The organism is Thauera mechernichensis (assembly GCF_029588855.1).
GTDB lineage: Bacteria > Pseudomonadota > Gammaproteobacteria > Burkholderiales > Rhodocyclaceae > Thauera > Thauera mechernichensis.
Genome location: NZ_JARQZE010000002.1, coordinates 68,312 through 94,891, shown reverse-complemented (window position 1 = coordinate 94,891; position 26,580 = coordinate 68,312). Strand labels below are relative to the sequence as shown.

26 protein-coding genes are annotated in these 26,580 nt (G+C 65.7%); 14 read left to right on the top strand and 12 right to left on the bottom strand.

The annotated features are described in order from the left end of the window. Positions 1–41: 41 nt before the first annotated feature. Positions 42–563, bottom strand: a complete 522-nt coding sequence (locus P7F68_RS03305) for an RDD family protein (protein ID WP_232433184.1) — start codon at positions 561–563, stop codon at positions 42–44. A gap of 248 nt (positions 564–811) precedes the next feature. On the opposite strand from P7F68_RS03305, the gene P7F68_RS03300 reads away from it, so the two are divergent. The 5 genes from P7F68_RS03300 (at position 812) to P7F68_RS03280 (ending at position 6,687) form a co-directional block, all read left to right on the top strand. Then, positions 812–2,524, top strand: coding sequence for an acetolactate synthase 3 catalytic subunit (locus tag P7F68_RS03300; protein WP_277830711.1), 1,713 nt, complete (start codon positions 812–814; stop codon positions 2,522–2,524). Between the two features lie 34 nt (positions 2,525–2,558). Then, the gene (ilvN, locus tag P7F68_RS03295; protein ID WP_002923638.1) at positions 2,559–3,050 is read left to right on the top strand and encodes an acetolactate synthase small subunit; all 492 of its coding nucleotides are present in this window, start codon (positions 2,559–2,561) and stop codon (positions 3,048–3,050) included. Positions 3,051–3,124: 74 nt separating this feature from the next. Continuing rightward, positions 3,125–4,141, top strand: coding sequence for a ketol-acid reductoisomerase (ilvC, locus tag P7F68_RS03290; protein ID WP_002923637.1), 1,017 nt, complete (start codon positions 3,125–3,127; stop codon positions 4,139–4,141). Between the two features lie 189 nt (positions 4,142–4,330). Beyond that, positions 4,331–5,149 carry a CDP-diacylglycerol--serine O-phosphatidyltransferase gene (gene pssA, locus P7F68_RS03285; RefSeq protein ID WP_002923634.1) on the top strand — a complete coding sequence of 273 codons (819 nt, stop codon included), beginning with the start codon at positions 4,331–4,333 and terminating at the stop codon, positions 5,147–5,149. Further along, the gene (locus P7F68_RS03280) at positions 5,146–6,687 is read left to right on the top strand and encodes a 2-isopropylmalate synthase (protein ID WP_002923631.1); all 1,542 of its coding nucleotides are present in this window, start codon (positions 5,146–5,148) and stop codon (positions 6,685–6,687) included. Before pssA ends, P7F68_RS03280 begins: the two co-directional genes overlap by 4 nt. A gap of 80 nt (positions 6,688–6,767) precedes the next feature. On the opposite strand, the gene P7F68_RS03275 is transcribed toward P7F68_RS03280, so the two are convergent. The 4 genes from P7F68_RS03275 to P7F68_RS03260 all read right to left on the bottom strand — a co-directional run bounded on the left by P7F68_RS03275 (position 6,768) and on the right by P7F68_RS03260 (position 10,003). Then, on the bottom strand, positions 6,768–7,364 hold the full coding sequence (locus tag P7F68_RS03275; protein ID WP_277830707.1) for a cytochrome P460 family protein: 597 nt from the start codon (positions 7,362–7,364) through the stop codon (positions 6,768–6,770). 93 nt (positions 7,365–7,457) lie between these two features. Then, complete coding sequence (locus P7F68_RS03270; protein ID WP_002935870.1) at positions 7,458–7,811, bottom strand: DUF2069 domain-containing protein; 354 nt, start codon at positions 7,809–7,811, stop codon at positions 7,458–7,460. Next, positions 7,808–8,407, bottom strand: coding sequence for an NAD(P)H:quinone oxidoreductase (wrbA, locus tag P7F68_RS03265; protein ID WP_002923628.1), 600 nt, complete (start codon positions 8,405–8,407; stop codon positions 7,808–7,810). Before wrbA ends, P7F68_RS03270 begins: the two co-directional genes overlap by 4 nt. Before the next feature lie 81 nt (positions 8,408–8,488). Further along, entirely contained in the window at positions 8,489–10,003 is a 1,515-nt protein-coding gene (locus tag P7F68_RS03260; protein WP_277830700.1) for a hypothetical protein, read from the bottom strand. 191 nt (positions 10,004–10,194) lie between these two features. On the opposite strand from P7F68_RS03260, the gene rpsP reads away from it, so the two are divergent. The 4 genes from rpsP to rplS all read left to right on the top strand — a co-directional run bounded on the left by rpsP (position 10,195) and on the right by rplS (position 12,329). Further along, positions 10,195–10,446 carry a 30S ribosomal protein S16 gene (gene rpsP / locus P7F68_RS03255; protein WP_002923624.1) on the top strand — a complete coding sequence of 84 codons (252 nt, stop codon included), beginning with the start codon at positions 10,195–10,197 and terminating at the stop codon, positions 10,444–10,446. 31 nt (positions 10,447–10,477) lie between these two features. Further along, entirely contained in the window at positions 10,478–10,996 is a 519-nt protein-coding gene (rimM, locus tag P7F68_RS03250; protein ID WP_277830695.1) for a ribosome maturation factor RimM, read from the top strand. Beyond that, on the top strand, positions 10,990–11,829 hold the full coding sequence (gene trmD / locus P7F68_RS03245) for a tRNA (guanosine(37)-N1)-methyltransferase TrmD (RefSeq protein WP_002935879.1): 840 nt from the start codon (positions 10,990–10,992) through the stop codon (positions 11,827–11,829). The genes rimM and trmD overlap by 7 nt, the downstream gene beginning before the upstream one ends. A 98-nt stretch (positions 11,830–11,927) precedes the next feature. Next, positions 11,928–12,329 carry a 50S ribosomal protein L19 gene (rplS, locus tag P7F68_RS03240; RefSeq protein WP_002923618.1) on the top strand — a complete coding sequence of 134 codons (402 nt, stop codon included), beginning with the start codon at positions 11,928–11,930 and terminating at the stop codon, positions 12,327–12,329. Between the two features lie 126 nt (positions 12,330–12,455). On the opposite strand, the gene lptG is transcribed toward rplS, so the two are convergent. Together lptG and lptF are read right to left on the bottom strand one after the other, a co-directional pair. After that, positions 12,456–13,532 (bottom strand): LPS export ABC transporter permease LptG, encoded by a 1,077-nt coding sequence (gene lptG / locus P7F68_RS03235; protein WP_002923616.1) that lies wholly within the window; start codon positions 13,530–13,532, stop codon positions 12,456–12,458. Next, positions 13,529–14,611 carry an LPS export ABC transporter permease LptF gene (gene lptF, locus P7F68_RS03230; protein WP_002923610.1) on the bottom strand — a complete coding sequence of 361 codons (1,083 nt, stop codon included), beginning with the start codon at positions 14,609–14,611 and terminating at the stop codon, positions 13,529–13,531. Before lptF ends, lptG begins: the two co-directional genes overlap by 4 nt. A 182-nt stretch (positions 14,612–14,793) precedes the next feature. Between lptF and P7F68_RS03225 the strand changes: the two genes are divergently transcribed. The 4 genes from P7F68_RS03225 (at position 14,794) to P7F68_RS03210 (ending at position 20,450) form a co-directional block, all read left to right on the top strand. Beyond that, positions 14,794–16,299, top strand: a complete 1,506-nt coding sequence (locus tag P7F68_RS03225) for a leucyl aminopeptidase (protein WP_277830691.1) — start codon at positions 14,794–14,796, stop codon at positions 16,297–16,299. A gap of 23 nt (positions 16,300–16,322) precedes the next feature. After that, entirely contained in the window at positions 16,323–16,763 is a 441-nt protein-coding gene (locus P7F68_RS03220; RefSeq protein ID WP_002935891.1) for a DNA polymerase III subunit chi, read from the top strand. After that, positions 16,760–17,344 carry a hypothetical protein gene (locus tag P7F68_RS03215; protein ID WP_002935894.1) on the top strand — a complete coding sequence of 195 codons (585 nt, stop codon included), beginning with the start codon at positions 16,760–16,762 and terminating at the stop codon, positions 17,342–17,344. Before P7F68_RS03220 ends, P7F68_RS03215 begins: the two co-directional genes overlap by 4 nt. A 121-nt stretch (positions 17,345–17,465) precedes the next feature. Continuing rightward, positions 17,466–20,450, top strand: a complete 2,985-nt coding sequence (locus P7F68_RS03210) for a valine--tRNA ligase (protein WP_277830686.1) — start codon at positions 17,466–17,468, stop codon at positions 20,448–20,450. 97 nt (positions 20,451–20,547) lie between these two features. On the opposite strand, the gene P7F68_RS03205 is transcribed toward P7F68_RS03210, so the two are convergent. Beyond that, entirely contained in the window at positions 20,548–20,778 is a 231-nt protein-coding gene (locus P7F68_RS03205) for a sulfurtransferase TusA family protein (RefSeq protein WP_002923597.1), read from the bottom strand. A 93-nt stretch (positions 20,779–20,871) separates the two neighbouring features. Beyond that, entirely contained in the window at positions 20,872–22,311 is a 1,440-nt protein-coding gene (locus tag P7F68_RS03200; RefSeq protein WP_277830682.1) for a M48 family metalloprotease, read from the bottom strand. Positions 22,312–22,478: 167 nt separating this feature from the next. On the opposite strand from P7F68_RS03200, the gene moaC reads away from it, so the two are divergent. Continuing rightward, entirely contained in the window at positions 22,479–22,976 is a 498-nt protein-coding gene (moaC, locus tag P7F68_RS03195; RefSeq protein ID WP_002923592.1) for a cyclic pyranopterin monophosphate synthase MoaC, read from the top strand. Between the two features lie 18 nt (positions 22,977–22,994). Here moaC and P7F68_RS03190 read toward each other — a convergent pair whose 3' ends face one another. From P7F68_RS03190 to P7F68_RS03180, 3 genes are read right to left on the bottom strand one after another with little or no spacing between them, the layout of a single operon-like run. Next, complete coding sequence (locus tag P7F68_RS03190) at positions 22,995–23,531, bottom strand: response regulator (RefSeq protein ID WP_002935901.1); 537 nt, start codon at positions 23,529–23,531, stop codon at positions 22,995–22,997. After that, positions 23,528–24,850 carry a response regulator c-di-GMP phosphodiesterase, NosR family gene (nosR, locus tag P7F68_RS03185; protein ID WP_277830679.1) on the bottom strand — a complete coding sequence of 441 codons (1,323 nt, stop codon included), beginning with the start codon at positions 24,848–24,850 and terminating at the stop codon, positions 23,528–23,530. The genes P7F68_RS03190 and nosR overlap by 4 nt, the downstream gene beginning before the upstream one ends. Continuing rightward, complete coding sequence (locus P7F68_RS03180) at positions 24,847–26,580, bottom strand: ATP-binding protein (RefSeq protein WP_277830677.1); 1,734 nt, start codon at positions 26,578–26,580, stop codon at positions 24,847–24,849. The genes nosR and P7F68_RS03180 overlap by 4 nt, the downstream gene beginning before the upstream one ends.

Genomic DNA, 26,580 nt, shown 5'->3' with positions numbered 1-26,580 from the left:
ACCGACTGGTTGCGCCAGGGGAGGCCCCGAAGATCACTGCATCAGGTTTTGGGCGAAGACGGCAGGAGCACGATACAAGTCCCGGCCAGGCGGTCATGCAGGAACTGACGGTCACGATCGATCAACGCCCACACCAGGCCACCACCGAACAGCATCAGCGACGGCCACGCAAGCGCATAGCGCAGCCAGGCCTGCCCACGGCCCACCGCACGGCCATCGTCGGCGCGCACGAGCTTGAGCCGCCACGTCTGCATCGACAGGGTCTGGCCGTTACGGCGCCAGTACCAGACGAAATAGGCGCCGAGTACGGCGAAGATGTGTACCCAGGCAAACCAGCCCGGCGGCGCGAACTCGAACACCACGCCAAGCACCAGATAGGGGATCAGGAAAGTCAGCGCAAGCACGCCGAGCAGCAGCAAGGACTCATAAAGCATTGCCGCCAGCCGTCGGCGCAACCCGGCAAGCTCGACCACCGGCCTTCCGGCCCGTGCCGAGCCCTCTGCCACCCCACCCTGGACTGGTTCAGGGCGGACAACGGCAGCCTTGCTCTTCCTACGTGTCATGAGGTCATCCGCAAAGCGCGCCTGGCCGATGGCACGGCAAGGCTGAAACAGAAAGGTGGAGCTCAGGACGGACCCGAGGCGGCCCGCCGACAGCGTGCCGGCCGCCCTGAGACGGGGTCGGACGCGCCCCGCCCATCGGAAAACCCGGATTTACAGGCACACGCACCAGGGACGCAGCCTTGACCAAACCGCGGACGGCCGGTAACGTTCTGCGTTTATTCAAACCCCAACAAACAAGCGAGCTTTCGATGGTGCTGTCCGGAGCCGAAATTGTAATCAGGTGCCTGCAGGAAGAAAAGGTCGAGTATGTCTTCGGCTATCCGGGCGGTGCGGTGCTGTTCCTTTACGACGCGCTGTTCCAGCAGGATCAGGTGCGCCACGTGCTGGTGCGCCACGAGCAGGCCGCGGTACACGCTGCCGACGGCTTCGCGCGCAGCACCGAAAAGGTCGGCGTCGCACTGGTGACCTCCGGCCCTGGCGCCACCAACGCAGTCACCGGCATCGCCACTGCCTACTGTGATTCGATCCCGATGGTGATCATCTCCGGCCAGGTGCCCACGGCGGCGATCGGCCAGGACGCCTTCCAGGAAGTCGACACCGTCGGCATCACCCGCCCCTGCGTGAAACACAACTTCCTCGTCAAGGACGTGCGCGACATCGCGGCGACGATGAAGAAGGCCTTCTACCTGGCGCGCACCGGGCGCCCCGGTCCCGTGCTGGTCGACATTCCCAAGGACGTGTCGATGCACAAGTGCGAGTTCGAGTATCCGCGCGAGATCTCGATGCGCTCGTACAACCCGGTAGTCAAGGGCCACTCCGGCCAGATCAAGAAGGCCGTGCAGCTGCTGCTCGAAGCCAAGCGCCCGATGATCTACACCGGCGGCGGCGTGGTGCTGTCCAACGCCGCCGAACAGATCACCCGCCTCACCCGCCTGCTCGGCTACCCGATCACCAACACCCTGATGGGCCTGGGCGGCTACCCCGCCAGCGATCGTCAGTACCTGGGCATGCCGGGCATGCACGGCACCTTCGAAGCCAACATGGCGATGCACTACTCCGACGTGCTGCTCGCCGTCGGCGCCCGCTTCGACGACCGCGTCATCGGCAACCCGGCGCACTTTGCCGAAGAGCCGCGCAAGATCATCCACGTCGACATCGACCCCTCCTCCATCTCCAAGCGCGTCAAGGTTGACGTCCCCATCGTCGGCGACGTCAAGGAAGTGCTCGAGGAGATGATCCGCCAGCTCGAGGCAGGCGAGGCCCGCCCCAACCCCGATGCGCTCGCCACATGGTGGAAGCAGGTCGACGAGTGGCGCAGCCGCAAGTGCATGGTGTACAAGAACTCGGACGAGATCATCAAGCCGCAGTTCGTCATCCAGAAGCTGTGGGAAGTAACCGGCGGCGAGGCCATCGTCACCTCCGACGTCGGCCAGCACCAGATGTGGGCCGCGCAGTACTACGCCTTCGACAAGCCGCGGCGCTGGCTCAACTCTGGCGGCCTCGGCACCATGGGCGTGGGCATGCCCTACGCCATGGGCGCCAAGCTCGCCAACCCGGACCGCCAGGTGGCCTGCGTGACCGGCGAGGCCTCGATCCAGATGAACATCCAGGAACTGTCGACCTGCAAGCAGTTCCGCCTGCCGATCAAGATCTGCAACCTCAACAACCGCTACCTGGGCATGGTGCGCCAGTGGCAGGAACTGTTCCACGGCGGGCGCTACTCCGAGTCCTACATGGATTCGCTGCCCGACTTCGCCAAGCTGGCCGAGTCCTACGGCCACGTCGGCATCCGCGTGGACCGCCCGGCCGACGTCGAAGGCGCGCTGCGCGAGGCCTTCACCACGCACAAGGACGAACTCGTCTTCCTCGACTTCCAGGTCGACCAGACCGAGAACGTGTACCCGATGGTGCAAGGCGGCAAGGGTCTCACCGAGATGATCCTGTCGGCCGAAGACCTCTGAACGCCCTCCCGCTGAACCCGGACCCGAACACACCATGCGTCACGTCATCTCCCTCCTGATCGAAAACGAAGCCGGTGCGCTGTCGCGCGTGTCCGGCCTTTTCTCGGCGCGCGGCTACAACATCGAATCGCTCACGGTGGCCCCCACCGAGGACGCCTCGATGTCCCGCATGTCGATCGTCACCACCGGCTCGGACGACATCATCGAGCAGATCACCAAGCAGCTGAACAAGCTGATCGAGGTGGTCAAGGTGGTCGACATCTCCGAAGCGGCCCACATCGAGCGCGAGCTGATGCTCATCAAGGTGCGCGCCACCGGCAAGGACCGCGAGGAGATCAAGCGCACCACCGACATCTTCCGCGCCCGCATCATCGACGTCACCGACACGTCCTACGTCGTCGAACTGACTGGCAACCAGGGCAAGCTCGACGCCTTCATCGGCGCGATCGACCCCTCGCTGATCCTCGAGACGGTGCGCTCGGGCGTGTGCGGCATCGGCCGCGGCGACCGCGTACTCAAGCTCTGAGGCTGCGCGCGCTCGCATCCACACTCGCAGAACCCCGCACCACCTCCAGACCCGCTAAGCAAGAAAGGAAAGACATGAAGGTTTATTACGACAAGGACGCCGACCTCTCCCTCATCAAGGGCAAGAAGGTCACCATCGTCGGCTACGGCTCGCAGGGCCATGCCCACGCCCAGAACCTGTCCGACTCCGGCGTCAAGGTCACCGTCGGCCTGCGCAAGGACGGCTCGTCGTGGGACAAGGCCAAGGCTGCCGGCCTCAAGGTCGAAGAGATCGCCAAGGCCGTCAAGGGCGCCGACGTCGTCATGATCCTGCTGCCGGACGAGAACATCCCGCAGGTCTACAAGGACGAAGTCGAACCGAACATCAAGAAGGGCGGCGTGCTCGCCTTCGCCCACGGTTTCAACGTGCACTACAACCAGGTCGTGCCGCGCGAGGACCTGGACGTGATCATGGTCGCCCCGAAGGGCCCCGGCCACACCGTGCGTTCCGAGTACCTGCGCGGGGGCGGCGTGCCGTCGCTGATCGCCGTTTACCAGGACAAGTCCGGCAAGGCGCGTGACATCGCCCTGTCCTACGCCGCAGCCAACGGCGGCACCAAGGGCGGCGTGATCGAGACCAACTTCCGCGAAGAGACCGAGACCGACCTCTTCGGCGAGCAGGCCGTGCTGTGCGGCGGCGCCGTCGAGCTGGTGAAGATGGGTTTCGAGACCCTGACCGAAGCCGGCTACGCGCCCGAGATGGCCTACTTCGAGTGTCTGCACGAGCTCAAGCTGATCGTCGACCTGATGTACGAAGGCGGCATCGCGACGATGAACTACTCGATCTCGAACAACGCCGAGTACGGCGAGTACGTGACCGGTCCCGAGGTCATCAACGAGCAGTCGCGCGAAGCCATGCGCAACGCGCTCAAGCGCATCCAGACCGGCGAATACGCCAAGATGTTCATCCTCGAGGGCCGCACCAACTACCCGAGCATGACCGCCCGCCGCCGCCTGAACGCCGCTCACCCGATCGAGCAGGTCGGCGCCCAGCTGCGCGAGATGATGCCCTGGATCAAGGCCAAGGCCCTGGTCGACAAGTCGAAGAACTGATCTTCGCCTTCGGCTGACAGAGGCCGGTGCCGCGCAAGCGGCGCCGGCCTTTTTCATTGCATCGGACCGTGGCCCCACACAGAAGCAGCGGACGCGCCCGGCCCCTTGTCCGCATGCGCTAGAATCCAGGCTTCGGAACTCCACGAAGCGACGCCGAACGTGTCCTACCCAGATCAAGAGCCGCTGCCGATGCTAGACAAGCGCCGCCGCGGCATCTACATCCTGCCCAACCTGTTTACAACCGCAGCGCTGTTCGCCGGCTTCTATGCGATCGTGCAGGCCATGAACGACCGCTTCGAGTATGCCGCGGTGGCGATCTTCGTCGCCATGGTGCTCGACGGACTGGACGGCCGCATCGCCCGCCTCACCAACACCCAGAGCGAGTTCGGCGCCGAGTACGACTCGCTGTCGGACATGGTGTCCTTCGGTGCCGCACCGGCCCTGGTCATGTACGAATGGGCCCTGCAGGACCTGGGCAAGCTGGGCTGGATCGCCGCCTTCATCTATTGCGCTGGCGCCGCGCTGCGCCTGGCGCGCTTCAACACCAACATCGACGTCGTCGACAAGCGCTTCTTCCAGGGCCTGCCCAGCCCGGCTGCCGCTGCGCTGATCGCAGGTATGGTCTGGGTCGGCCTGGACAACGGCTTCGCCGGCCCCGAACTGCAGTGGTACGCCTGCGGTCTCACCATCTTCGCGGGCGTTTCCATGGTCAGCAACGTGCTGTTCTGGAGCGGCAAGGATATCAACCTGCGCAAGAGCGTGCCCTTCATCGTGTTGATCGCGCTGGTGCTCGCCTTCGCACTCATCTCCAGCTATCCGCCAGGCATCCTGTTCGCACTCTTCCTCGCCTACGCAGCGTCCGGCTACGTCTTCGCACTGGTGCGCTGGCGCCGACGCCGTCAGAATCGGTTGGAGGCGACGACGACAAGCACCACGCAGGCGGTCGAGACCGCCACGCCTGCAGCGCCCGAGCAGGGCGATTCCTCCGACCCCGGGAGCAAATCATGAAAGACAAGCTGATCATCTTCGACACCACCTTGCGCGACGGCGAGCAAAGCCCGGGCGCGTCGATGACGCGCGACGAGAAGCTGCGCATCGCCCGCCAACTCGAGCGCATGCGGGTCGACGTCATCGAGGCCGGCTTCGCCGCCGCCTCGAATGGCGACTTCGAATCGGTGCGCGCGATCGCCGAGGCGATCAAGGAGTCCACCGTCTGTTCGCTGGCGCGCGCCAGCGAAGCCGATATCCGGCGCTCGGGTGAAGCGATCGCCCCCGCAGCACGCGGCCGCATCCACACCTTCATCGCCACCAGCCCGATCCATATGGAGAAAAAGCTGCGCATGACGCCCGACCAGGTGGTGGAGCAGGCAGTCAAGGCGATCGGCTGGGCGCGCCAGTTCACCGACGACGTCGAGTTCTCGGCCGAGGACGCCGGGCGCTCGGAACTCGACTTCCTCGCGCGCATCTTCGAAGCCGTGATCGCAGCCGGCGCCAGGACCATCAACGTGCCGGATACGGTCGGCTACAACGTGCCCGACCAGTTCGCCGCGACCCTGCGCAGCCTGATCGAACGCGTACCCAATGCGGACAAGGTCGTATGGTCGGTGCACTGTCACAACGACCTCGGCCTCGCGGTGGCGAACTCGCTCGCCGCCGTGCGCGTCGGCGCACGCCAGGTCGAATGCACGATCAACGGGCTCGGCGAACGCGCCGGCAACGCCTCGCTCGAGGAAATCGTCATGGCGGTACGCACGCGCGCCGACATCTTCCCGGTCGAAACCGGGATCGACACCACCCAGATCGTACCCGCCTCCAAGCTGGTGTCTCAGATCACCGGCTACCCGGTGCAGCCCAACAAGGCCATCGTCGGCGCCAATGCCTTCGCTCACGAGTCGGGCATCCACCAGGACGGCGTGCTCAAGCATCGCGAAACCTACGAGATCATGCGTGCCGAGGACGTCGGCTGGGGTGCCAACAAGCTGGTGCTCGGCAAGCTGTCCGGGCGCAACGCCTTCCGCGCCCGCCTGATCGAGCTCGGCATCGAGATCGAGAGCGAGGAGCACCTCAACCACGCCTTCGCGCGCTTCAAGGAACTCGCCGACAAGAAGCACGAGATCTTCGACGAGGACCTGACCGCGCTGATGCGCGACGAAGCCGTCACCCCAGAACTCGAGCACTACCGCCTGCTGTCGAGCCGTTTCCACTCCGAAACCGGAGAGACCCCGCTGGCGGCAATCACGCTGGCCGTCGGCGGCGCCGAGAAGCACGCCGAAGCCGAAGGCTCGGGACCGGTGGACGCGGCTTTCAAGGCCATCGAGTCGGTGGTTTCGAGCGGCAGCGAGCTGCTGCTCTACTCGGTCAATGCCATCACCACCGGCACCGACGCCCAGGGCGAGGTCACCGTACGCCTGTCAAGGAGCGGACGCGTCATGGACGGCCAGGGCGCCGACACCGACATCATCGTCGCCTCGGCCAAGGCCTACCTGAACGCGCTCAACAAGCTGCACGCCGGTACTGCACGCCTGAACCCCCAGGTCGGCCCCTGACGGCGCACAGGACGCCTGCAGTTCCGCTCGGAGGGCCCGTTCGCGGTTGACCCTCCGGGCGTGCCGGGCGCGGCCCGTCCTTAGTCCGCGTTGCGCGTGATGACGAAATCGTTGTCCTGGTACGGAATGTGGCAGGAGAAGCAAGCTGTGCCGCCGTCCTTGACGGCCTTGACGTTCGGATCGCCGCCCTTGAAGGCCTGGAAACCCCAGCCGCCGGTTCCGGGGTATTTCGCGGCATCCTTGATCATCACTGCCACGACCTTGAGCTTGCCCTGCGAGATCGAGCTATTGAGACCTTCGACGTAGGCGAAGCGGTCGACGACGAAGGTCGCACCGTCCTCGAACTTGCCCGCCTTCAAGCCGGCGACGGCTGCTGGGTTGGCATAGACATGCTGGATGCCGACGTTGCCCTCTGGCTCGTGGCCCTGCATGTTCAGCGTCGAATGATGGTGGAACCAGCTGCGGTAACCTTCGGGAACGGCGATGTCGCTGGTGTCCTGCGCGGCGAATACGGGTGCGGTCAGACAGCCGGCGATGCAGCCGGCGAGAATCAGAATTTTCATGTCGGTCTCTCTCTCACAGGTGGCCGACGCGAGGTCGGCATCGTGTATGTGCAGAGATCGGCCATGACCGATCTCTGGAGACAGGATCGCCCGCCGGGCGCAGGACGTCATCATGATCGGCTGTGCCCGCGACTCGCGAAAATCTTGAACCGGCCACTACGCGTGCACAGGGGCGTGCGCGTACCGGCGTGCCCGTGCCGCGCGCGCTCAGTCTCTACGCTGGCGGGACGGCGCGGTATAGCGCGCATGGAAGGTCGTGCTGACGAACAGCGCTGTAGCCAGCGTAGCCTCGATGATCGCGAACACCCCCATCAGGCCTGGATCAGTGGCGCGCAACACACCCTCGGTGAAGTACAGCAGCGACAACATCGACACCCACTGCGAGGTGTAGCGCTTGCCGCGCAGGATACCGAACACCGCGGGCAGCAAGGGCACGGCCTTGAGAATCATCCACGAGCCGCCGGGGCGCAGCGGCGCAAGCCAGCCCTCCCACACCACGCTCAGCACGATCAGACCGAGCAGTGCGAAGCTGGAAACACGTACGAAGATCTGCGGGTTCATGCGTTCCTCCCCAGCCGAAGCGCCACTTCAGCGAGCCGGCGCCCCTGGGCCCTGGCCAGCGTGATCTCCTCAGTGCTCAGCAGCGGCGCGCCATCGATGCCGGCCACGTGGGTCGCCCCATAGGGCGTCCCGCCACTTCGCGTATGCGCGAGCGCGGGCTCGGTGTACGGCAGGCCCATGAGCAACATGCCGTGGTGCAGCAGGGGCACCATCATCGTCAGCAAGGTGCTCTCCTGTCCACCATGCAGCCCGCCGCTCGAAGTGAACACACAGGCCGGCTTGCCTGCCAGGACGCCGCCGACCCAGGCGCCGGCCAGGCCGTCGAGGAAGTACTTCATCGGTGCAGCCATGTTGCCGAAACGGGTCGGACTGCCCAACGCCAGGCCAGCGCACTGCTCGAGGTCAGCCGCTTCGACGTAGGGCGGACCGTCGGCCGGGATGTCGTCCTCGACCGCCTCGCATACCGTAGACACCCGTGGCACCGTCCTGACCCTGGCGCCAGCGCCAGGAACCTGATGGATACCGAGCGCGATCTGCTCGGCGAGCGCACGCACGGAGCCACGATGGCTGTAATAAAGAACAAGGATCTCTTGCATCGGCATCTGCATTCCAGGGCGGGGGGCCGAATTATACCCCTCACGCGCGCGCGCCTCCGGCGTTCCAGACCGCTCGTCGGTTCAGATCGGATAGGGGTCGATCTCGTACTGGAACAGTTCGACGCTGGGCGTCTGCATGTCCAGGCCCAGCGCGCGCGCCTGTGCCACATAGACATGCCCCAGATCGCGTACGAACACAAAGCGCCGCGATGCGTAGGTACCAGCCAGCGCCAGCATCGCCGGATGCCGCCGCACCGGCTCCATGACCGGCAGAGAAAGCGCTGGTGAAGGATGGAGCGCCGCCGTGCCGCGGAAACCGACCTTCACGGACTGGAATGAAGGGCCGATGAGTTGCAGACCGAGTTCAAGCTGTCCGGGATGCTCGCTGCGCACCCAACGCACGACGCATACCGACCACGGCTGCCCGTGCTCGCGCCGCAGCGCCACCGCACTGCCCGCCTCGACCTCGCAATCGACACCCGCAGCGCTCATGATCGCGTAACCACCGGGGCTCTCGTTCAGCACCACCCACTCGTGCACCCGCCCCTGCTCGCGCAATCCACATCCGAGCTCCCACACGGTCTTGAGGCCAACGCTGACCTGGATGACGTACTGCTGCGCCCGCCGCGGCTGCTCGCGCACAGGCGTTGCCATCCAGTGCATGCGCAGGCGACGCAGCAAGGCAAGCATCTCCAGCGGCGCAAGCCCGGCAGGAAATCCCCCCTCCTCCGCTGCGAGCGGCTCGATATCGCAACTGCTGCCTGCCAACTCAGCCGCAGTCATGTGTGCTGTTACCCAGTCGATGCACTCGCTGAGCTTCTGTGCCATCGCCCTCGGGTTGAACGCCCACGCCCGCCCTTCGGCCTGCAGTTCCGCGGGTACTGCACGACGGGCGAGCGCCACCGGCGGCGCGTCGGCGCCGGGATCGATCCACCACACGGCACCGCCTTCGGTCGCTGCATCGGGCGCCAGCAAGGCGACCGCGAGGACGCGCTCATCGAGAAAATCGAACAACCAGGCAAGCTCGCGCGCAGTAAGCCCCTCGGGCTGCGAAACCGCGACCGCAAGAAGGCGGAGATAGGCAGTGCGTGCTGCGCAGGCCTCGCCTGCCGCAAGATCGACCGCGCTCGCCAGTCGGTGCGCCAGACGCCAGCCACCTGCGGGCGTCTGCATGGCAGCGAGTCCCGACAGCGCGCAGGCCTCGGTGACGAGCCCGAGCGCACTGGCAGCCAGCGTCTGGCGCGCAGCGCTGGCCCTCAGCAGCGAGCGCCGGCCAGCATCGACCAGCTCTGCATAGACCCCCGCAACATCGAGCAGGGCGACACAGACCTGCTCGGTAAGCTCGAACACCGTGGCGGCGAGCGGCAGGTGGGCCGCAAGCAACTGCGGCCGCAAGCGCTCTGCCAGGTCCATCACCCGCTCGGACACCTCATCGACCAGCACCTGCTTGCGCTCGGCAGCGATGCCCGGCGCAGCCAGGATCGGCATATGGCGCTTGAGCGCAACAAGATCCGCCGCAGGATCGTCAGCCGGCTCGCCACCCAGCCAGTCGCTCAGCGCCTGCAAGGCATCGGAAAGTGCTCGAGGGTCGTCCATCATCCTGCTCAATCAACGGGCTCGACCTGCATTCTAGCCGCTTGTGGGATCGCCGCGCGCACGCAGAGCACGACCATCGAGCATGCTGCCAGACCATGAACGGCAGAAGGAAAGACGTGCAAGTCCTTGCTCTTGCGGGAACGTTCCCATATAATCCGACGTTTTTCGCATCTACCGATCAGGAAAATCAGATGGTCGTCATTCGCCTTGCCCGTGGTGGCGCCAAAAAGCGCCCGTTCTTCAACATGGTTGTTGCCGATTCGCGCAACCGCCGCGACGGTCGCTTCATCGAGCGCGTTGGCTACTACAATCCGATCGCCTCGGGCGCCGAAAAGGGCCTCGTGGTCAACACCGAGCGCCTGGCCTACTGGGAGCAGAACGGCGCCCAGTTGTCGCCGACGGTCGCCCGTCTGGTCAAGCAGGCCGCCAAGGCCGCAGCCTGATCAGCGCCAGTCTGCTACGGCGGAATACGGCATGATCGTACTGGGGCGCATCGTCGCCCCTTTTGGCGTTCAGGGCTGGATCAAGATCCATCCCTTCGGCGACGACCCCGCTGCCTGGCGCAAGATGTCGCACTGGTGGTTGAGTCGTGACGACAATGCGCCTGCAGCGCAGTGGATGCAATACACGCTGAGCGCCTGCCGCACGCACGGCAAGGGACTGGTTGCCACGCTGGCCGAAGTCCCCGACCGTAACGCGGCCGAGGCGATCAACGGCTTCTACATTGCCGCTCCACGCGAAGCCCTGCCCGCAACCGAAGACGGCGAGTACTACTGGGGCGACCTTGTCGGGCTCACGGTCGATAACGAGGCAGGCGAGGCCCTTGGCGTCGTCAGTGGACTGTTGTCGACCGGTGCCCACGACGTGTTGCAGGTGCGCGAAGGCGCGGGCGAAGATGCCGTCGAACGGCTGATTCCCTTCGTCGCCGCCTACGTGCTCGACGTTGACCTCGCCGCCCGGCATATCCGGGTGAGCTGGGAGAAAGATTGGTAGACGTCAGCCAGGAGGATGCGGGGCGGTCTGCCGGCATAGAAGGTGGCCAGCGTCGCTACGACGTGATCACGCTCTTCCCCGAGATGTTCTCTGCCCTCACGGCAAGCGGCATCACGCGGCGAGCGAAGGACAAGGGGCTGTACGAACTCGGGTTCCACAACCCGCGCGACTACACCCACGACCCGCACCGCACGGTCGATGACCGTCCCTACGGTGGCGGGCCGGGCATGGTGATGCTTGCCGAGCCGCTGGCACAGTCGATCGCCGCTGCGCGCGCGGCACAGCACGCAGCCACGGGCAAGCAGGCCCGGGTGATCTACCTGTCGCCTCAGGGGCGCCGGCTGGACCAGGCGGTAGTGATGGAGTTGGCGGCAGAGGCGGGCCTGGTGTTGCTGTGCGGTCGCTACGAAGGCGTTGACCAGCGCCTGATCGATCGCGAGGTCGACGAAGAACTCTCGCTCGGCGACTTCGTGCTGTCGGGTGGGGAACTGCCGGCGATGGTGCTGCTCGATGCAATCGTGCGCCAGTTGCCCGGCGCACTGAATACCGCCGGATCGGCACAGGAGGACTCCTTCGCCGACGGCCTGCTGGACTGTCCGCATTACACGCGGCCAGAGCTGTACGAGAACGAACGCGTGCCCGACGTGCTGCTGTCGGGCAACCATGCGGCGATCCGCCGCTGGCGGCTGAAGCAGTCCCTGGGCCGCACCTGGCTGCGCCGGCCCGAATTGCTGGCTGCGCGGCCACTGAGCAAGACCGAATTGAAACTGCTTGACGAGTTCAGGCAGGAGCAAGCCGGGGCAGAAGGCGACCTGCATGCGCAGGGCGTCTGAAAGCCCGATCACAAACGGCAGGCATCAGGTTTCGACCTGCTCTGCTGCCAGGCCGATGCAACAAGGCAGAGGCCGATAACATAGATGGAGTTAGTCCAATGAACCTGCTTCAGCAACTCGAACAAGAAGAGATCGCCCGCGTTTCCGAAGGCAAGACCATCCCCGAGTTCGGTCCCGGCGACACCGTGATCGTCCAGGTGAAGGTCAAGGAAGGTAACCGCGAGCGTCTGCAGGCCTATGAAGGCGTCGTCATCGCCAAGCGCAACCGTGGCCTGAACTCGTCCTTCATCGTCCGCAAGATCTCCTCGGGCGAAGGCGTCGAGCGTACGTTCCAGACCTACTCGCCGCTGGTCGCCGGCGTTGAAGTGAAGCGCCGCGGCGACGTCCGCCGTGCCAAGCTCTACTACCTGCGCCAGCGTTCGGGCAAGTCGGCTCGTATCAAGGAAAAGCTGGACTACAAGGCGGTCGCTGCACGGCGCGCTGCCCAGCAGCAAGGCTGATTGCCGGCTATCCGGCAAGACAACAAAAAACGGGCTTCGGCCCGTTTTTTGTTTTTGCGCATCCCGTTTTCGCGCACGCCATCATCTCCTGCAGCCCGACGCCCAGTCCGCGACGCAAATCCTCGCTCAGCGCCGCTCGACGCGATGCAGCATGTAGCCTGCCGCAGCCAGGAAGATCAGGCTGGGCGTAAGCGCCGCAAGCAGGGGCGGCCAAGCGTTGATCATGCCAAGATTCGAGAACAGGCCGTTGAGCAGATGGAAGGCAACGCCGAGCATCACGCCGACGAAGATGCGCGCACTCGCGCCGCCCATGCGATCGTGAATGAAGCCGAAGGGCATCGCCAGTGCCATCATCACCAGCACCGCGAACGGATACACCACCTTCTTCCACAGCGCGATCTCGAAACGATCGGCACTCTGGTTGTTGTCACGCAGGTGGCTGATGTAGGCCCACAGCTTGTCGAAGGGCATGTGCTCCGGCGACACCATCAGTACGCCGAGCACCTCCGGCGTCAGATCCGATCGCCAGCCGATCTCGGGCAGCACCTCGACCTCGGTACGATCGCCCAGGAAGCGGGTGCGTGACACCTCGAGCAGTTTCCATTCGCCTGAACCGTCATACACGCCGCGCTTGGCCTCGGCAATCGATACCAGCTCGTAGTTGTCGTTGAAGGTGTAGACCCGGGCATTGCGCATGCTGCGATCGGGCATCAGCGTGCGCACGTTGATCACCAGGCGCCCATCCTTGACCCACAGCCCGGAGCGCAACTGCTGCGACACGGTGGCATTGGTTGCGTTGAGCTTCCACTCCTGCGCCGCGGTCGCAGCGGGCGGCGCGAGATACTCGCCGACGAGGAAGGTGAACGCAACGAACACCCCGCCAATCAGGCCCAGCGTACGCATCAGCACCAGATTGGACATGCCCGAGGCACGCATCACCGTGATTTCGGAGTGCCGCGCCAGGGTTGCGAGCGCATACAGGCTACCGATCAGCACCGCGATCGGCATCAACTCGTAGACCAGCGCGGGCAGGCTCAGCAGCACATAGACGAAGGCCTGGTAGAGCGTGTAGCCCCCCTTGCCCACATCCTCGAGCTCGTTGATGAAGTCGAAGAAGGCGAACAGGCCGACAAAGGCGAGCAGGACAAGTGCCGTTGCCGACAGGATCTCGCGCGCCAGATAGCGCAGCAGCACGCCGCTCATGACCGCCTCCGCCAGAACGGTGAGATTGCCAGCCGCTTGTAGAACAACAACCCGAGCACACCGGCCACAACCAGGTGCGGCAGCACGAGCCCGAGCGTAAAGCCGATTCGACCCTGCGCGACCCAGGACTGGAATACGGAGATGGCGTTGCTGTAGAGAAGGTACACGAGCAGGGCCACCAGCATGTTGTTGGCACGACCGGCCCGCGGATTGACGAAGGACAGCGGAATCGCCATCAAGGCAAGCAGCAGCGCGGTGAGCGGCGCGCTGAAACGCGCCAGCAACTCACCCAGGGCGCTCGAGCTGTCGAGGGCAAGCAGCACTGCCGTTGGCAAGGCGCGCGTACGCGACGGCTGCCCCGCCATCTGGCGTTGCTCGACCAGGACCTCGTAGCGCTCGAACTCCATCACCCTGTACTGGGGTGTGCCGGGCCGACCGTCGTAGCGCCTGCCCTTCTCGAGCACGACATAGCGACGCCCCTCCTCGTCGCTGCGCAGGAAACCCTCGGCCGATACGATGACGACAAGCCCGCCATCGCGCGCCTGCTCGCTGACGAACACATTGCGCACGCGACCATCCTCGCCTGCCCCCACCTCGACGAAGAACACGCGCTGAGCGCTCGACGACTCGCGAAACACGCCGGGAGCGACCCGGTGGGTGTCGTCGCGACTCTCCAGCAACTGGCGATACTCGGCGCTCTTGAGCTGCGACCAGGGCGTCAGGTACAGCGCCCCCGCCCCGATCACGATCACCATCGGCAGCGCGAACATCAGCACCGGCCGGATCCAGGCCGTGAGCGGCACGCCAGCCGCGAACCAGACCACCATCTCGGAATCGCGGTAGCTGCGCGACAACGACACCAGGATGGCGATGAACAAGGTCAGCGTCAGCACTGTCGGCAACTGTGCGAGCGCACCGAAGCCGATCAATGCCATGACCGCGTCGGCCGGAACACGGCCGCCTGCCGCCTGCCCGAGCAAGCGGATGAGGACGGTGGAGATCAGGATCGCGAACAGCGCCACGAACACCGCGGCTGCCGTTTGGGCGAATTCCCGTTGCAGGGCGCGCCGGAAGATCATCGGGCGAAGGTCAGGAACCGAGTTGCAAGACAGCGTTGTGGTCTGGATCTCGCCAGCGTTGACGGAACCGCCGCTGGGGCGGCCACGACGGCGGTGGCGGGGAGGCGGTTTTGACGCCCTGCTCGGGTACGGGCCATAATCGGCGACGATTCGAAGCAAGCGTTCATCAAAGGAAAAAGCGGATGGAATTTACCATAAAGACCGGCAGCCCGGCGAAGCTCAAGACCGGCCTCCTGGTGCTGGGCGCCTTCGCTGGCGGCAAGCTGAGCGCACTCACGGCGGCCGTGGATGGTGCGACCGAAGGCCGCATCGCGGCGCTGATCAAGCGTGGCGATCTCGACGACAAGGCCGGCTCGACCCTGCTCATCCCCGACCTCGCGGGCACCCAAGCCGAGCGCGTGCTGCTGGTCAGCCTCGGCAAGGCCGAGGACTTCGGCGACAAGGCCTACCGCGACGCCCTCGGCGCAGCGGCCAAGGTCATCAGCAGCAGCGCAGCCAAGGATGCCGTGCTGGCGCTGGCCGACATCGAGCTCGAGGGCCGCAGCCTGTCGTGGCGGTTGCAGCAGGCGGCCCGCATCGTCGCCGACGGCGCCTACCGCTTCGATGCGCTCAAATCCGACCAGGGCAAGAAGACGCGCAAGGAGCGCGGTGCGCGCAAGCTTACCCTGCTCGTCAGCAGCGAGCTTTCGGCCGAACTGGACACTGCCGTACTGCAAGGGCAGGCAATCGCCACCGGCATGGCGCTAGCCAAGGACCTCGGCAACCTCCCCGGCAACATCTGCACCCCCACCCACCTCGCCGAAACGGCCCAGGCGCTCGGCAAGCAGTACAAGTTCGGCGTCGAGGTGCTCGAACGGGCCGACATGGAGAAGCTCGGCATGGGCTCCTTCCTGTCGGTGGCCCGCGGCTCGCACCAGCCGCCCAAGTTCATCGTCATGGAATACAAGGGCGGCAAGGCGAAGGCCAAGCCGATCGTACTGGTCGGCAAAGGCATCACCTTCGACACCGGCGGCATCTCGCTCAAGCCCGCAGCCGAGATGGACGAGATGAAGTACGACATGTGCGGCGCGGCCAGCGTGATCGGCACCTTCAAGGCAGTTGCGCAGATGGGTCTGCCGATCAATCTCGTCGGCCTCATCCCCACCACCGAAAACATGCCCGGCGGCGGAGCGACCAAGCCGGGCGACGTCGTCACCTCGATGTCGGGCCAGACCATCGAGGTACTCAACACCGACGCCGAAGGACGCCTCATCCTGTGCGACGCGCTGACCTACGCCGAGCGCTTCAAGCCCGAGTGCGTGATCGACATCGCCACCCTCACCGGCGCCTGCGTGGTCGCGCTGGGCAAGATCCCCAGCGGCCTGCTGGCCAACGACGACGACCTTGCCGCCGAACTCCTCAAGCGCGGCACGGAGTCTGGCGATCGTGCCTGGCAGCTGCCACTGTGGGACGAGTACCAGGAGCTGCTCAAGAGCAACTTTGCGGACATGGGCAACATTGGCGGCCGCTACGCCGGCACCATTACCGCAGCCTGCTTCCTCGCGCGCTTCACCAAGGCGTACAAGTGGGCGCATCTGGACATCGCCGGCACCGCCTGGGTGTCGGGCGAGGCCAAGGGCGCAACCGGCCGCCCGGTACCGCTGCTGTCCAGCTTCCTGATCGGCCGCGCTCAGGCAGCAGCGCGCTGAGCAGCCGCCAGGCCACAGCCGGCATGGGCACGCGCATCCACTTCTACCACAACACCCCCGACCGCCTCGCCCTCGTAGGCGAGCTGGTCGGGCGGGCGCTCGAGCGCGGGCGCAAGGCAGCGGTGCGTTTTCCCGATGGCACGATGCTCAAGCGCTTCGACCAGTTGCTGTGGACCCGGGAACCTCAGTCCTTCACGCCCCATGTCGCGGTCGACTCGCCACTCGCTGGCGAAACCCCCATCGTGCTGGCGGAGGCTGGTACCGCTACCCCCTGGCCGCACACCGACATGCTGCTCAACCTGGCCGACGACATCCCCCCCGGCTTCGAGCACTTCCGCCTGCTGATCGAAATCGTCGGCCAGACGGAGGCCGACAAGGCACCCGCGCGCGCGCGCTGGGGCCACTACCGGCAGCGCGGCCTGGAGTTGAAGGCTTTCGACTCGGTAATGAGGGCGCCCTTGTGAACCAGGATTGGCAGGGACTTTCCCCTGAAGACGAGCTCGAGCGTGCCGACGATCTGCTCAACCAGGCCGACGCCCTGCTCAAGCGCCACCAGGCAAAGGACGACGCCGGCGGCATGGACTGGTATCCAACCCCTGAGCTGGACGAGGACGACCTGCCCATCCTCACCGAGGTCGTCGAGGATTTTGCGCTGCCGCCAGACTGGCCCGCGACGTCGGCACCCCATGCAACCGGCTTCGAGCGCCCGCCGACACCCCCTCCGAAGGCCCACGCTTCCTCGGTGCAGGCGCCTACCAGTGCCGGCGCCGACCACAGTGCAGCGCTGCAGGCGGCGCTGTCATCCCGGCTGGCGGAAAAGCTGGTCGAACTCGACACCGAGATCGCGCGCGAGATCGGCCTCTGGGTTTCCACCGAGATGCCTCAGATCCTCTCCCGCGAGCTCGATGGCCTGGCCAGCCGCCTGCAGGCCGAGATGCAGGCGCACCTGCGCGCCACGCTTCTGCCCGAGCTCTCCGCCCGCGTCGGCCGCCTGCTCGACGACGCCGGCGCGCCCCAGGCCGTCAAACCGCCCTCACGCACCTGAGGCGCTGCCGACGCAACGATAGCGGCGCAGGCACGCGCCCCGGCCGCGTCACGCCAACAGGCCGGGCGGCAGCCGCGCATCCGCTATAATCCGCGCTTTGCCTTCAAGCGCGTAGAACACCATGGAACTGGCCAAGAGCTTCGAGCCCGCCGACATCGAACGTCGCTGGTACCCGGAATGGGAATCCCGCGGCTATTTCGACGCCGGACTCGACAAGTCGAACCCCAACGCCTTCTGCATCCTGCTGCCGCCGCCCAACGTCACCGGCACGCTGCACATGGGGCACGGCTTCAACCAGACGATCATGGACGCGCTGACGCGCTACCACCGCATGCGCGGCGACAACACGCTGTGGCAGCCGGGCACCGACCACGCCGGCATCGCCACCCAGATCGTCGTCGAGCGCCAGCTCGACGCCCAGGGCATCTCGCGCCACGACCTTGGCCGCGAGAAGTTCCTGGAAAAGGTGTGGGAGTGGAAGGAATACTCCGGCGGCACCATCACCCGCCAGATGCGCCGCCTCGGCACCAGCCCGGACTGGAAGCGCGAACGCTTCACCATGGACGAAGGCCTGTCGAAGACGGTCACCGAGACCTTCGTGCGCCTCTACAACGAGGGCCTGATCTACCGCGGCAAGCGCCTGGTGAACTGGGACCCCAAGCTCGGCACTGCGGTGTCCGACCTCGAAGTGGTGTCCGAGGAAGAGGACGGCAAGCTCTATCACATCCTCTACCCCTTCACCGATGGCCCGATCGGTGAGTTGCGCGGCCTGACCGTCGCCACCACCCGCCCCGAGACCCTGCTCGGCGACGTCGCGGTGATGGTGCATCCCGAGGATGAGCGCTATGCCCACCTCATCGGCAAGACGGTCGCGCTGCCGCTCACCGGCCGCCACATCCCGATCATCGCCGACGACTACGTCGACCGCGAGTTCGGCACCGGCTGCGTCAAGGTCACCCCGGCGCACGACTTCAACGACTACGCGGTCGGCCAGCGCCACAAGCTCGACATGATCGTCGTGCTCAAGCTCGACGGCAGCGTGCCCGCAGTCGCCGAACGCTACACCAGCGACGGCATCACTCTGGACGGCGTGGCCATGCCGGCCACGGTCGCCGGCCTGGATCGCGTGCCGGCGCGCGATGCGGCGGTCACAGAACTGGAACAGCTCGGCCTGCTGATCGAGGTCAAGGCGCACAAGATGCAGGTGCCGCGCGGCGACCGCACCAGCGTCGTCATCGAACCCATGCTCACCGACCAGTGGTTCGTGGCCATGTCCAAGCCGGGCGCGGATGGCAAGTCGATCACGCAGAAGGCGCTCGAGGTCGTCGCCTCCGGCGAGATCAAGTTCTACCCCGAGAACTGGGTCAACACCTACAACCAGTGGCTCAACAACATCCAGGACTGGTGCATCTCGCGCCAGCTGTGGTGGGGTCACCGCATCCCGGCGTGGTACGACGAGGAAGGCAAGATCTACGTCGCCAGCTGCGAAGAAGAGGCCATCCACGCCTGGAAGGCCGACCTGCAGGCCGAGATCGACGCGCTCACCGCCGAGGTTCAGGCGCGCCAGAGCCAGGGCCAGACCGCCGCCGACTACCCGGCCATCGCCGAACGCCTGGCCGTGCTGCATGCCCGCCACGACGCCGGCCACCTGCGCCAGGAAGACGACGTGCTCGACACCTGGTACTCGTCCGCGCTGTGGCCGTTCTCAACGCTGGACTGGACCCCGGAGTGGCCGGGCAAGAGCAACGACGCGCTCGACCTCTACCTGCCCTCGACCGTGCTCGTCACCGGCTTCGACATCATCTTCTTCTGGGTGGCGCGCATGGTCATGATGACCAAGCACATCACCGGCAAGATCCCGTTCAGGCACGTCTACGTGCACGGCCTCATCCGCGACGCGGAAGGCCAGAAGATGAGCAAGTCCAAGGGCAACGTGCTCGACCCGATCGACCTCATCGACGGCATTGCCCTCGACGAACTGGTCGGCAAGCGCACCTACGGCCTGATGAACCCCAAGCAGGCGCAGAGCATCGAGAAGAAGACACGCAAGGAATTCCCCGAGGGCATCCCCGCCTTCGGCACCGACGCGCTGCGCTTCACCTTCGCCAGCCTGGCCAGCCCGGGCCGCGACATCAAGTTCGACCTCGCGCGCTGCGAGGGCTACCGCAACTTCTGCAACAAGCTGTGGAACGCCACCCGCTTCGTGCTGATGAACTGCGAGGGCCAGGACTGCGGCATCGGCGACAAGGTCGCCTGCTCCACCGAGGTGCTCGACTTCTCCTTCGCCGACCGCTGGGTCGTGTCGCGCCTGCAGCGCACCGAGGCCGAAGTCGCAACCCAGTTCGAGGCTTACCGCTTCGACCTCGTCGCGCGTGCGGTCTATGAGTTCGTGTGGGACGAGTACTGCGACTGGTACCTGGAACTCGCCAAGGTGCAGATCCAGACCGGCACCCCGGCCCAGCAGCGCGCCACCCGGCGTACCTTGCTGCGCGTGCTCGAGACGGTGCTGCGCCTGGCCCACCCGCTGATTCCCTTCATCACCGAGGAGCTGTGGCAGACGGTCGCCCCGCTCGCCGGGCGCAAGGATGGCGACAGCATCATGCGCGTACGCTACCCGCAGGCCGACATGAGTCGGATCGACGAGGCCTGCGAGGCCAAGGTCGCCGAGTTGAAGGCGATGGTCTATGCATGCCGCAACCTGCGCGGTGAGATGAATATCTCGCCCGCCCAGCGCCTGCCGCTGGTCGCCGCCGGCGACAAGGCGGCGCTGGCCGTGTATGCCCCCTATCTCGCCGGTCTGGCAAAGCTCTCGGACGTACAGATCGTCGACGAGATCGGCGCCGACGAGCTCGCCCCGGTCGCAGTGGCCGGCGCGACCCGCTTGATGCTCAAGGTGGAGATCGACATCGCTGCCGAGCGCGAACGCCTGGGCAAGGAGATCGCCCGCCTCGAGGGCGAGATCGCGAAGGCCGAAGGCAAGCTCGGCAACGCCAGCTTCGTCGATCGCGCCCCGGCCGCGGTGGTGCAGCAGGAACGCGACCGCCTCGCTGGCTTCAAGGTCACGGTGGACAAGCTCAAGCCGCAGCTCGCCAAGCTCGGCGGCTGAGCCGAACAGGGCCGGGCACGGCCGGCCTGAACGGCAAGAAGGGGCTGCCCGGCAACACGGGCAGCCCCTTCAGTTTCCAGCGCCGTACTGGGAAGACTTACTTGCGCTTGAGGAAGAACTCGAAGGCCTTGTCCGCCGTCTCGCCCTGGCCAACCAGCTCATTGCCCGTCTGCCGTGCAAAAGCCTGGAAGTCCTTCACCGCGCCCGGATCGGTGGCAAGCACGCGCACCACCTGCCCGGACTGCATCTCGGCCAACATCTTCTTGGCGCGCAGGATCGGCAACGGGCAGTTCAGTCCACGGGCATCCACTTCCTTGTCGAAATCCATCCCTCGTCCTCTGTCATGGCTAATTGCTTGAATCCAATATTCTAATGGATCGAGGCAGGCGCAGGAAGGCGGACACCGCCGCACACCTTGGTATCAGCGCTCGCGCCGCTCCTCCAGCAGGCGCTGCTGCAGCTCGCGCAGGCGCGCATCCACTGCCGACAGCGTGTAGAAATCGCCATCGCCCGCACGGCGCGCAATCTCGAGCTGCTCGATGGCCGCAGGCAGGCTGCCGCGCAACACATAGACCTCGGCCTGCGCCCTGTGCTGCTCGGTGCGCTGGCCAAGCTCGGCTTGCGCACGCGAGAGCAGCTGCCACAGGCGCGGATCGGCACTTCGGGTATCGATCATCCGGCGCACGCCAGCAACGGCCTGCGCAGCCTGGCCGCCACGGATCTGTGCGTCGGCCAGCGCGTAGGCCAGGCTGCGACTCGCCGGAAAACGCTGCTGAGCGGTCTCGAGCGTGCGGATCGCGCTGCTCGGGTCTCGCCGTGCAAGGCTGATCTCGGCCGCGAGGGTCTCGATCCAGGGCGACGGCGCTGCACGCGCGCGCAAGCTGCCAAGCCTGTCCGCAGCCTCTGCCGTGCGCCCTGCCCGCAGCAAGGCACGCGCAAGACCGTAAAGCGCTGCATCGTCGCGCCCATCGCGGGCAACACGATCCTCCAGATCGCGCACCGCATCGGCCGGCTGGCCCACACTGGCGCGCAGCTTGGCGCGCGCATAGCGGAAGTCGTCCGAATCGAGCACCTGGCGGAATGGCATCGTAGCCACCCGGTTTTCCATGTCGGCAATCCGCTCGGTGGTGAGCGGGTGGGTGCGCAGGTAGGCCGGCGCGTTGTTCTCGTACATCCGTGTCGAACGCTGCAAGCGCTCGAAGAAGCTCGGCATGCCGCGCACGTCCAGCCCGGCACGATCCAGGGTATCGAGACCGACGCGATCGGCCTCGCGCTCGAAGGCACGCGTGTAGCCGAGCTGCGACTGGATCGCCCCCGCCTGCCCGGCCGCAATCGCCGCCTGGCTGACATCGGAATTGCTGCGCGCAGCCAGCACTGCGACCAGCAGCGACGCCATCATCAGCATCGCCGACTGGCTCTGCTTGCCGACGATCTGGGCGATATGGCGCTGGGTGACGTGCGCGATCTCGTGCCCGAGCACCGAGGCGAACTCCGACTCGGTTTCGGCTGCAAGCAGCAATCCCGTATGCACACCGATATAGCCGCCAGGAAGCGCAAAGGCGTTCAGCGAGGGGTCGCGCACGACAAAGAAGTCGAAATCGAGCGACGCGTTGTTGCCAACCGCAGCCAGGCGATGGCCGAGCCGGTTGACGTACTCCTCGACCTCGGGGTCGTCCAGGTAGGCGGCATCACGCCAGCGGATCTCACGAATGATCTGCTCGCCAATCCGCCTTTCAGCGGCAGGCGAGAGTTCGGAAGCCGCTACATCGCCCAGGTCGGGCAGATCGAAGGCGAGCACGGGAAGCGGCGCGGGCAGGGCCAGCGCCAGGCTGAGCAGGAGGGCAAGGGGTCGGCGCATCATCGGGTGCTATGATACGCGCGACCTTGCGCGCGTTCCCGTCCGAGTGCATCGATCTGTTGCCACTCGTCATCCGTGCCCGCGCAGCCCCGTCACCGTGCGCACTCGAGCGCGCACCGGCGGGCGCTCTAGATCCGCTCTACACCCTTACCCACTGCTCTCCGACTGCCATGACCACGACGTCCTCCGCCAGCCCGACCCCGCTCACCCATTTCGATGCCGACGGCCAGGCTCACATGGTCGACGTCGGCGCCAAGGCGGAAACCCGTCGTGTCGCTGTCGCCACGGGCTGCATCCACATGCAGCCCGAAACTTTCGCGATGGTGAAGGCGGGCAGCGCGAAGAAAGGAGACGTCATCGGCATTGCGCGCATCGCTGCTATCCAGGCCTCGAAGCGCACCAGCGAACTGATCCCGCTCTGCCACCCGATCCCGCTCACCCGCGTCGCAGTCGATTTCGAACTCATCGAGCACGACGCCGCCATCCGCTGCACGGTCACGGCAGAGACGGTAGGCCGCACCGGGGTCGAGATGGAGGCACTGACCGCGGTGAATGTGGGCCTGCTGACGATCTACGACATGTGCAAGGCCGTCGATCGCGGCATGCGCATGGAAGGCATCCAGCTCATGGAAAAGCTGGGCGGCAAGTCGGGGCACTGGAAGGCGTGAGCGCGTCACCCGGACGGCTCAGTCATCGTCCAGCAGCAACTCGCCTCCCGGGCCCCACTTCACCTTGGTGATGCCGGGGCTCTCCGCCTCCAGCCTCCTGCGCTCCTTGTCCTCGGACGTGATGCTGCCGCGCTCGGCGCGCTTCTCGTCGGCAAGCAGTCGATCCTCGAGCAGACGGTCATAGCGCTCCAGCGCTTCGCGTACGGTGTCGACCAGTTCGTCACGGCTCCACGGCTTGACGAGGTAGCGATGGACCTCGGCCTGATTGACCGCAGCCATCGCCGCATCGAAATCCGTGGTTGCCGACAACATCAGGCGGATGCTGTCGGGCTGCAGTGCGCGTATGGCCTTGAGCAGCGTCACACCATCCATGCCCGGCATCCGATAGTCCGAAATGACCACCTCGTAGCGGATGTACTGGCAACGGCCGAGCGCGGCCAATGGCGAGGCATGCGACTCGACACTGACATCCTGCCCGCTGAAAGCGCGCTCGAGCACACGCTGCAGCGCCAGCAACACGTTGGGCTCGTCGTCGATGAGCATGATGCGCTTCATACCATCCTCCCCTCGTCGCGCACGTGAATCACCAGCCCCTCCAGGCCCTCCTGGCTCGCATACTCCTGGATCTGGCGGATGATCCCTGCGGTCAGGACAAAGTCGGTCGCCAGGAGCAGGTAGCCCTGTCGAGTGACCAGGTCGCGTGACAGTATCATCCCGGGCATCAGGCGCGCGACGCTCAGCCCGGCCTCCTTCAGATCGTTTCGCTCCGACTCGGCGACGACCTCCAGGAACAGATCGAGGACACCCGGATCGTAACTCCGGCCACGGCCGGCTTCGAGCAGCTCCAGCGCCTCCCTGGCGGTGCGCTTGCGCGCTGCAAGGGTGCCGATCTGCAGCCCGTCATAGTCGTTCGCAACCGCCACGATACGCGCACCGAGCGGAATCTGCTCGCCCGCCAGGCCATCGGGATAGCCTTTGCCATCAAAGCGCTCGTGGTGGCTTCGCACCAGGCGTGCCGCCTGCGCGAGTTCGGAAAGCGCCATCAGGGCGTGCTCGCCGGCCTGCGGGTGCTTGCGGTAGCGCAGCAACTCCGGCCCCGACATCTCCGCGACTGCACGCGACAACAAGGTATCGGGCAGGCCAATCTTGCCGATATCGTGCAGCAGCCCGGCGAGAAACACGTCCTGCACCGCAGCGGCACCCATGCCTGCGCGCTTGGCCAGCTTGCGTGCCAGCTCCGCCACCCGGCGCGAATGGCCTGCAATCGCGCCCTCGCGCAACTCGATGAGGTTGGTAAACACTTTGATCGAGGTGATGAAGCTCGCCTTGATGTGCTCATTGGCCTTGCGCAGCTCGACCGTACGCTCCATCACCTTCAGTTCCAGGCTGGCATTGACGTCCTTGAGCTCTTCGTTCTGCTGCGCAGTCAGCGCCTCGAGCCTCGCCTTGTCGCGCTCGAGCTGCTTGCGTTCGAGCGCATGGCGGACGATGAGCAGGAGTGCCTTGTCATCCCAGGGCTTGCTGACGTAATGAAAGATGCGCCCCTTGTTGACGGCATCGATGGTCGAGTCGATGTCGGCGTAGCCGGTGAGCAGTAGCCGCATGGTGTCCGGCCAGCGCGTGCTCACTTCTTCAAGGAACTGGGCGCCGGACATCCCGGGCATGCGCATGTCCGAGATGACGAGATCGAACGGCGCCTGATCGAGTATGGCCAGCCCTTCCTCGCCGCTGGCCGCCACCGTCACCGCGTAGCCGCAAGGCCTGAACAGGCGGCGCAGCGCCGACAGGATGTTGGCTTCATCATCGACACAGAGCACCCGCCAGGCCGGCACCTCGTCCGCGCCAGGCGACGCGGCCTGGATGGCATCGCTCATGCTTCGCTCCGGGTCTCGACATGATGCACGGGCAGGACGACGCGGAACAGCGTCCCCACCCCCGGGGTGCTCTCGAGCTCGATGCGACCGTTGTGATTCTTGACGATGCCATAGGACAAGGACAGGCCGAGCCCGGTCCCCTTGCCAACGGGCTTGGTGGTAAAGAAAGGATCGAAGATCTTCATCTGCAGCTCGGGCGCAATGCCGCAACCGTTGTCGGCAACCTCGACGCACACCTGCCCTGCATCCAGCACCCGGGTGGCCACACGGATGCGGCCGCGCGCCTCGCCGATTGCATGTGCTGCGTTCACCAGCAGGTTCATGAACACCTGGTTGAGCTGCGACGGCAGGCACTCGATCTCGGGCAGCCCGGCGAACTCGCAGACAACGTCAGCCTTGTACTTGATCTCGTTGCTCACGATATTGAGGGTCGACTCCAGGCCCGCCTCGATGTTCGCCCACTGCCACTCCTGCTTCACGTCGACATGCGAGAAGTCCTTCAGGTCCTGGACGATCTTGCGTACGCGGGTGATGCCCTCCTTGGACTCCTCCACCAGCTTGGGGATATCCTCCCTCAGGAACTCGACGTCGAGCTTCGCCCCCAGTGCCTGCAAGGCTTCGCGCTTGTCCTCGGCCAGGCAGGAAGACATCGCCTGCTCGTAGGCGTCGAGCATCTCGAACAAGTCGCCCATGTAGCCTTCCAGTGCGCCGATGTTGGAATGGACGTAGCCGATGGGGTTGTTGATCTCATGCGCGACACCTGCCGCCAACTGCCCGATCGAGGCCATCTTCTCGGACTGCACGAGCTGCGCGCTGGCCGACTCGAGCTGTGCGGTACGCTCCGCCACCAGGCGCTCGAGGCCGGCCTGCTGTTGACGCAGCGCCTCCTCTGCCGTGCGCCGTGCCGTCATGTCCTGCAAGGTCTCGATCGCCCCCACCACCTGGCCCCGGGCGTTGCGCAGCGGCGCCGCCGTGAAGTAAAGCCAGCGCCCCGAGTCGCCAAAATGCGGGAAGAAGGCTTCCGCCTCGTAGGCGCCGTCGATGAGTTCGGAGCGGCGCAGCTTGCCGCGGTACAACTCTTCGAAACCACGCTCGAGATCGCCGCTCAGCACCAGGTCGGCCAGGGTCGGACGCTCGGTACGATAAAAGGGATACCACTGCCGCGTCGTGCCCACGATCTCGGCCGCTGCGGTGCCCGTGATGGCCGCGCAGGCCTTGTTCCAGTGCGTTACCTGATGCTGGGCATTGAGCACGAAGGTGGGCACGGGGTCGCCATCGATGATCTGCGCGAAGAGACGGAACAGGGACCGTTCACGTGCCTCTCTCCGTTTGTACTCCGAGAGGTCGTAAATGAAACAGACGAGCAGCGGATCGTCGTCGATGTCGATTCGGCTCGGCGCGATCTCGACCGTGCGTTGCTCTCCACCACCGGACAGCAAGCACAGCTCGAGTCTTGCCGGTGCGGCCTCGCCGGCGAGTACGGCCGCGGCGAGCGCCTGCCAGCGTTGCCGATCGCCGTCGAGCACGAGCGCATCGAAGGGCATCCCGAGCAAGCTCGCCTGGTCGCGCTGCAGCAGTTGCTGGCAGGCCTCGTTGGCGTACAGCACCGGCCCATCCCGGTAGGCCAGCATCGGCGCGCCCACCGTATCGAGGAGATTGAGCGCCAGCCGGCTGTCAACCCCGCAGCCGCGCTCGCGTGCGCAAGAGTGAAGGACGATCCGCTTGCCCAT

Coding starts and splice junctions, on each gene's coding strand:
- P7F68_RS03305 (WP_232433184.1), bottom strand. CDS start 563: ATGACACGTAGGAAGAGCAAGGCTGCCGTTGTCCGCCCTGAACCAGTC.
- P7F68_RS03300 (WP_277830711.1), top strand. CDS start 812: ATGGTGCTGTCCGGAGCCGAAATTGTAATCAGGTGCCTGCAGGAAGAA.
- ilvN (WP_002923638.1), top strand. CDS start 2,559: ATGCGTCACGTCATCTCCCTCCTGATCGAAAACGAAGCCGGTGCGCTG.
- ilvC (WP_002923637.1), top strand. CDS start 3,125: ATGAAGGTTTATTACGACAAGGACGCCGACCTCTCCCTCATCAAGGGC.
- pssA (WP_002923634.1), top strand. CDS start 4,331: ATGCTAGACAAGCGCCGCCGCGGCATCTACATCCTGCCCAACCTGTTT.
- P7F68_RS03280 (WP_002923631.1), top strand. CDS start 5,146: ATGAAAGACAAGCTGATCATCTTCGACACCACCTTGCGCGACGGCGAG.
- P7F68_RS03275 (WP_277830707.1), bottom strand. CDS start 7,364: ATGATGACGTCCTGCGCCCGGCGGGCGATCCTGTCTCCAGAGATCGGT.
- P7F68_RS03270 (WP_002935870.1), bottom strand. CDS start 7,811: ATGAACCCGCAGATCTTCGTACGTGTTTCCAGCTTCGCACTGCTCGGT.
- wrbA (WP_002923628.1), bottom strand. CDS start 8,407: ATGCAAGAGATCCTTGTTCTTTATTACAGCCATCGTGGCTCCGTGCGT.
- P7F68_RS03260 (WP_277830700.1), bottom strand. CDS start 10,003: ATGGACGACCCTCGAGCACTTTCCGATGCCTTGCAGGCGCTGAGCGAC.
- rpsP (WP_002923624.1), top strand. CDS start 10,195: ATGGTCGTCATTCGCCTTGCCCGTGGTGGCGCCAAAAAGCGCCCGTTC.
- rimM (WP_277830695.1), top strand. CDS start 10,478: ATGATCGTACTGGGGCGCATCGTCGCCCCTTTTGGCGTTCAGGGCTGG.
- rplS (WP_002923618.1), top strand. CDS start 11,928: ATGAACCTGCTTCAGCAACTCGAACAAGAAGAGATCGCCCGCGTTTCC.
- lptG (WP_002923616.1), bottom strand. CDS start 13,532: ATGAGCGGCGTGCTGCTGCGCTATCTGGCGCGCGAGATCCTGTCGGCA.
- lptF (WP_002923610.1), bottom strand. CDS start 14,611: ATGATCTTCCGGCGCGCCCTGCAACGGGAATTCGCCCAAACGGCAGCC.
- P7F68_RS03225 (WP_277830691.1), top strand. CDS start 14,794: ATGGAATTTACCATAAAGACCGGCAGCCCGGCGAAGCTCAAGACCGGC.
- P7F68_RS03220 (WP_002935891.1), top strand. CDS start 16,323: ATGGGCACGCGCATCCACTTCTACCACAACACCCCCGACCGCCTCGCC.
- P7F68_RS03210 (WP_277830686.1), top strand. CDS start 17,466: ATGGAACTGGCCAAGAGCTTCGAGCCCGCCGACATCGAACGTCGCTGG.
- P7F68_RS03205 (WP_002923597.1), bottom strand. CDS start 20,778: ATGGATTTCGACAAGGAAGTGGATGCCCGTGGACTGAACTGCCCGTTG.
- P7F68_RS03200 (WP_277830682.1), bottom strand. CDS start 22,311: ATGATGCGCCGACCCCTTGCCCTCCTGCTCAGCCTGGCGCTGGCCCTG.
- moaC (WP_002923592.1), top strand. CDS start 22,479: ATGACCACGACGTCCTCCGCCAGCCCGACCCCGCTCACCCATTTCGAT.
- P7F68_RS03190 (WP_002935901.1), bottom strand. CDS start 23,531: ATGAAGCGCATCATGCTCATCGACGACGAGCCCAACGTGTTGCTGGCG.
- nosR (WP_277830679.1), bottom strand. CDS start 24,850: ATGAGCGATGCCATCCAGGCCGCGTCGCCTGGCGCGGACGAGGTGCCG.
- P7F68_RS03180 (WP_277830677.1), bottom strand. CDS start 26,580: ATGGGCAAGCGGATCGTCCTTCACTCTTGCGCACGCGAGCGCGGCTGC.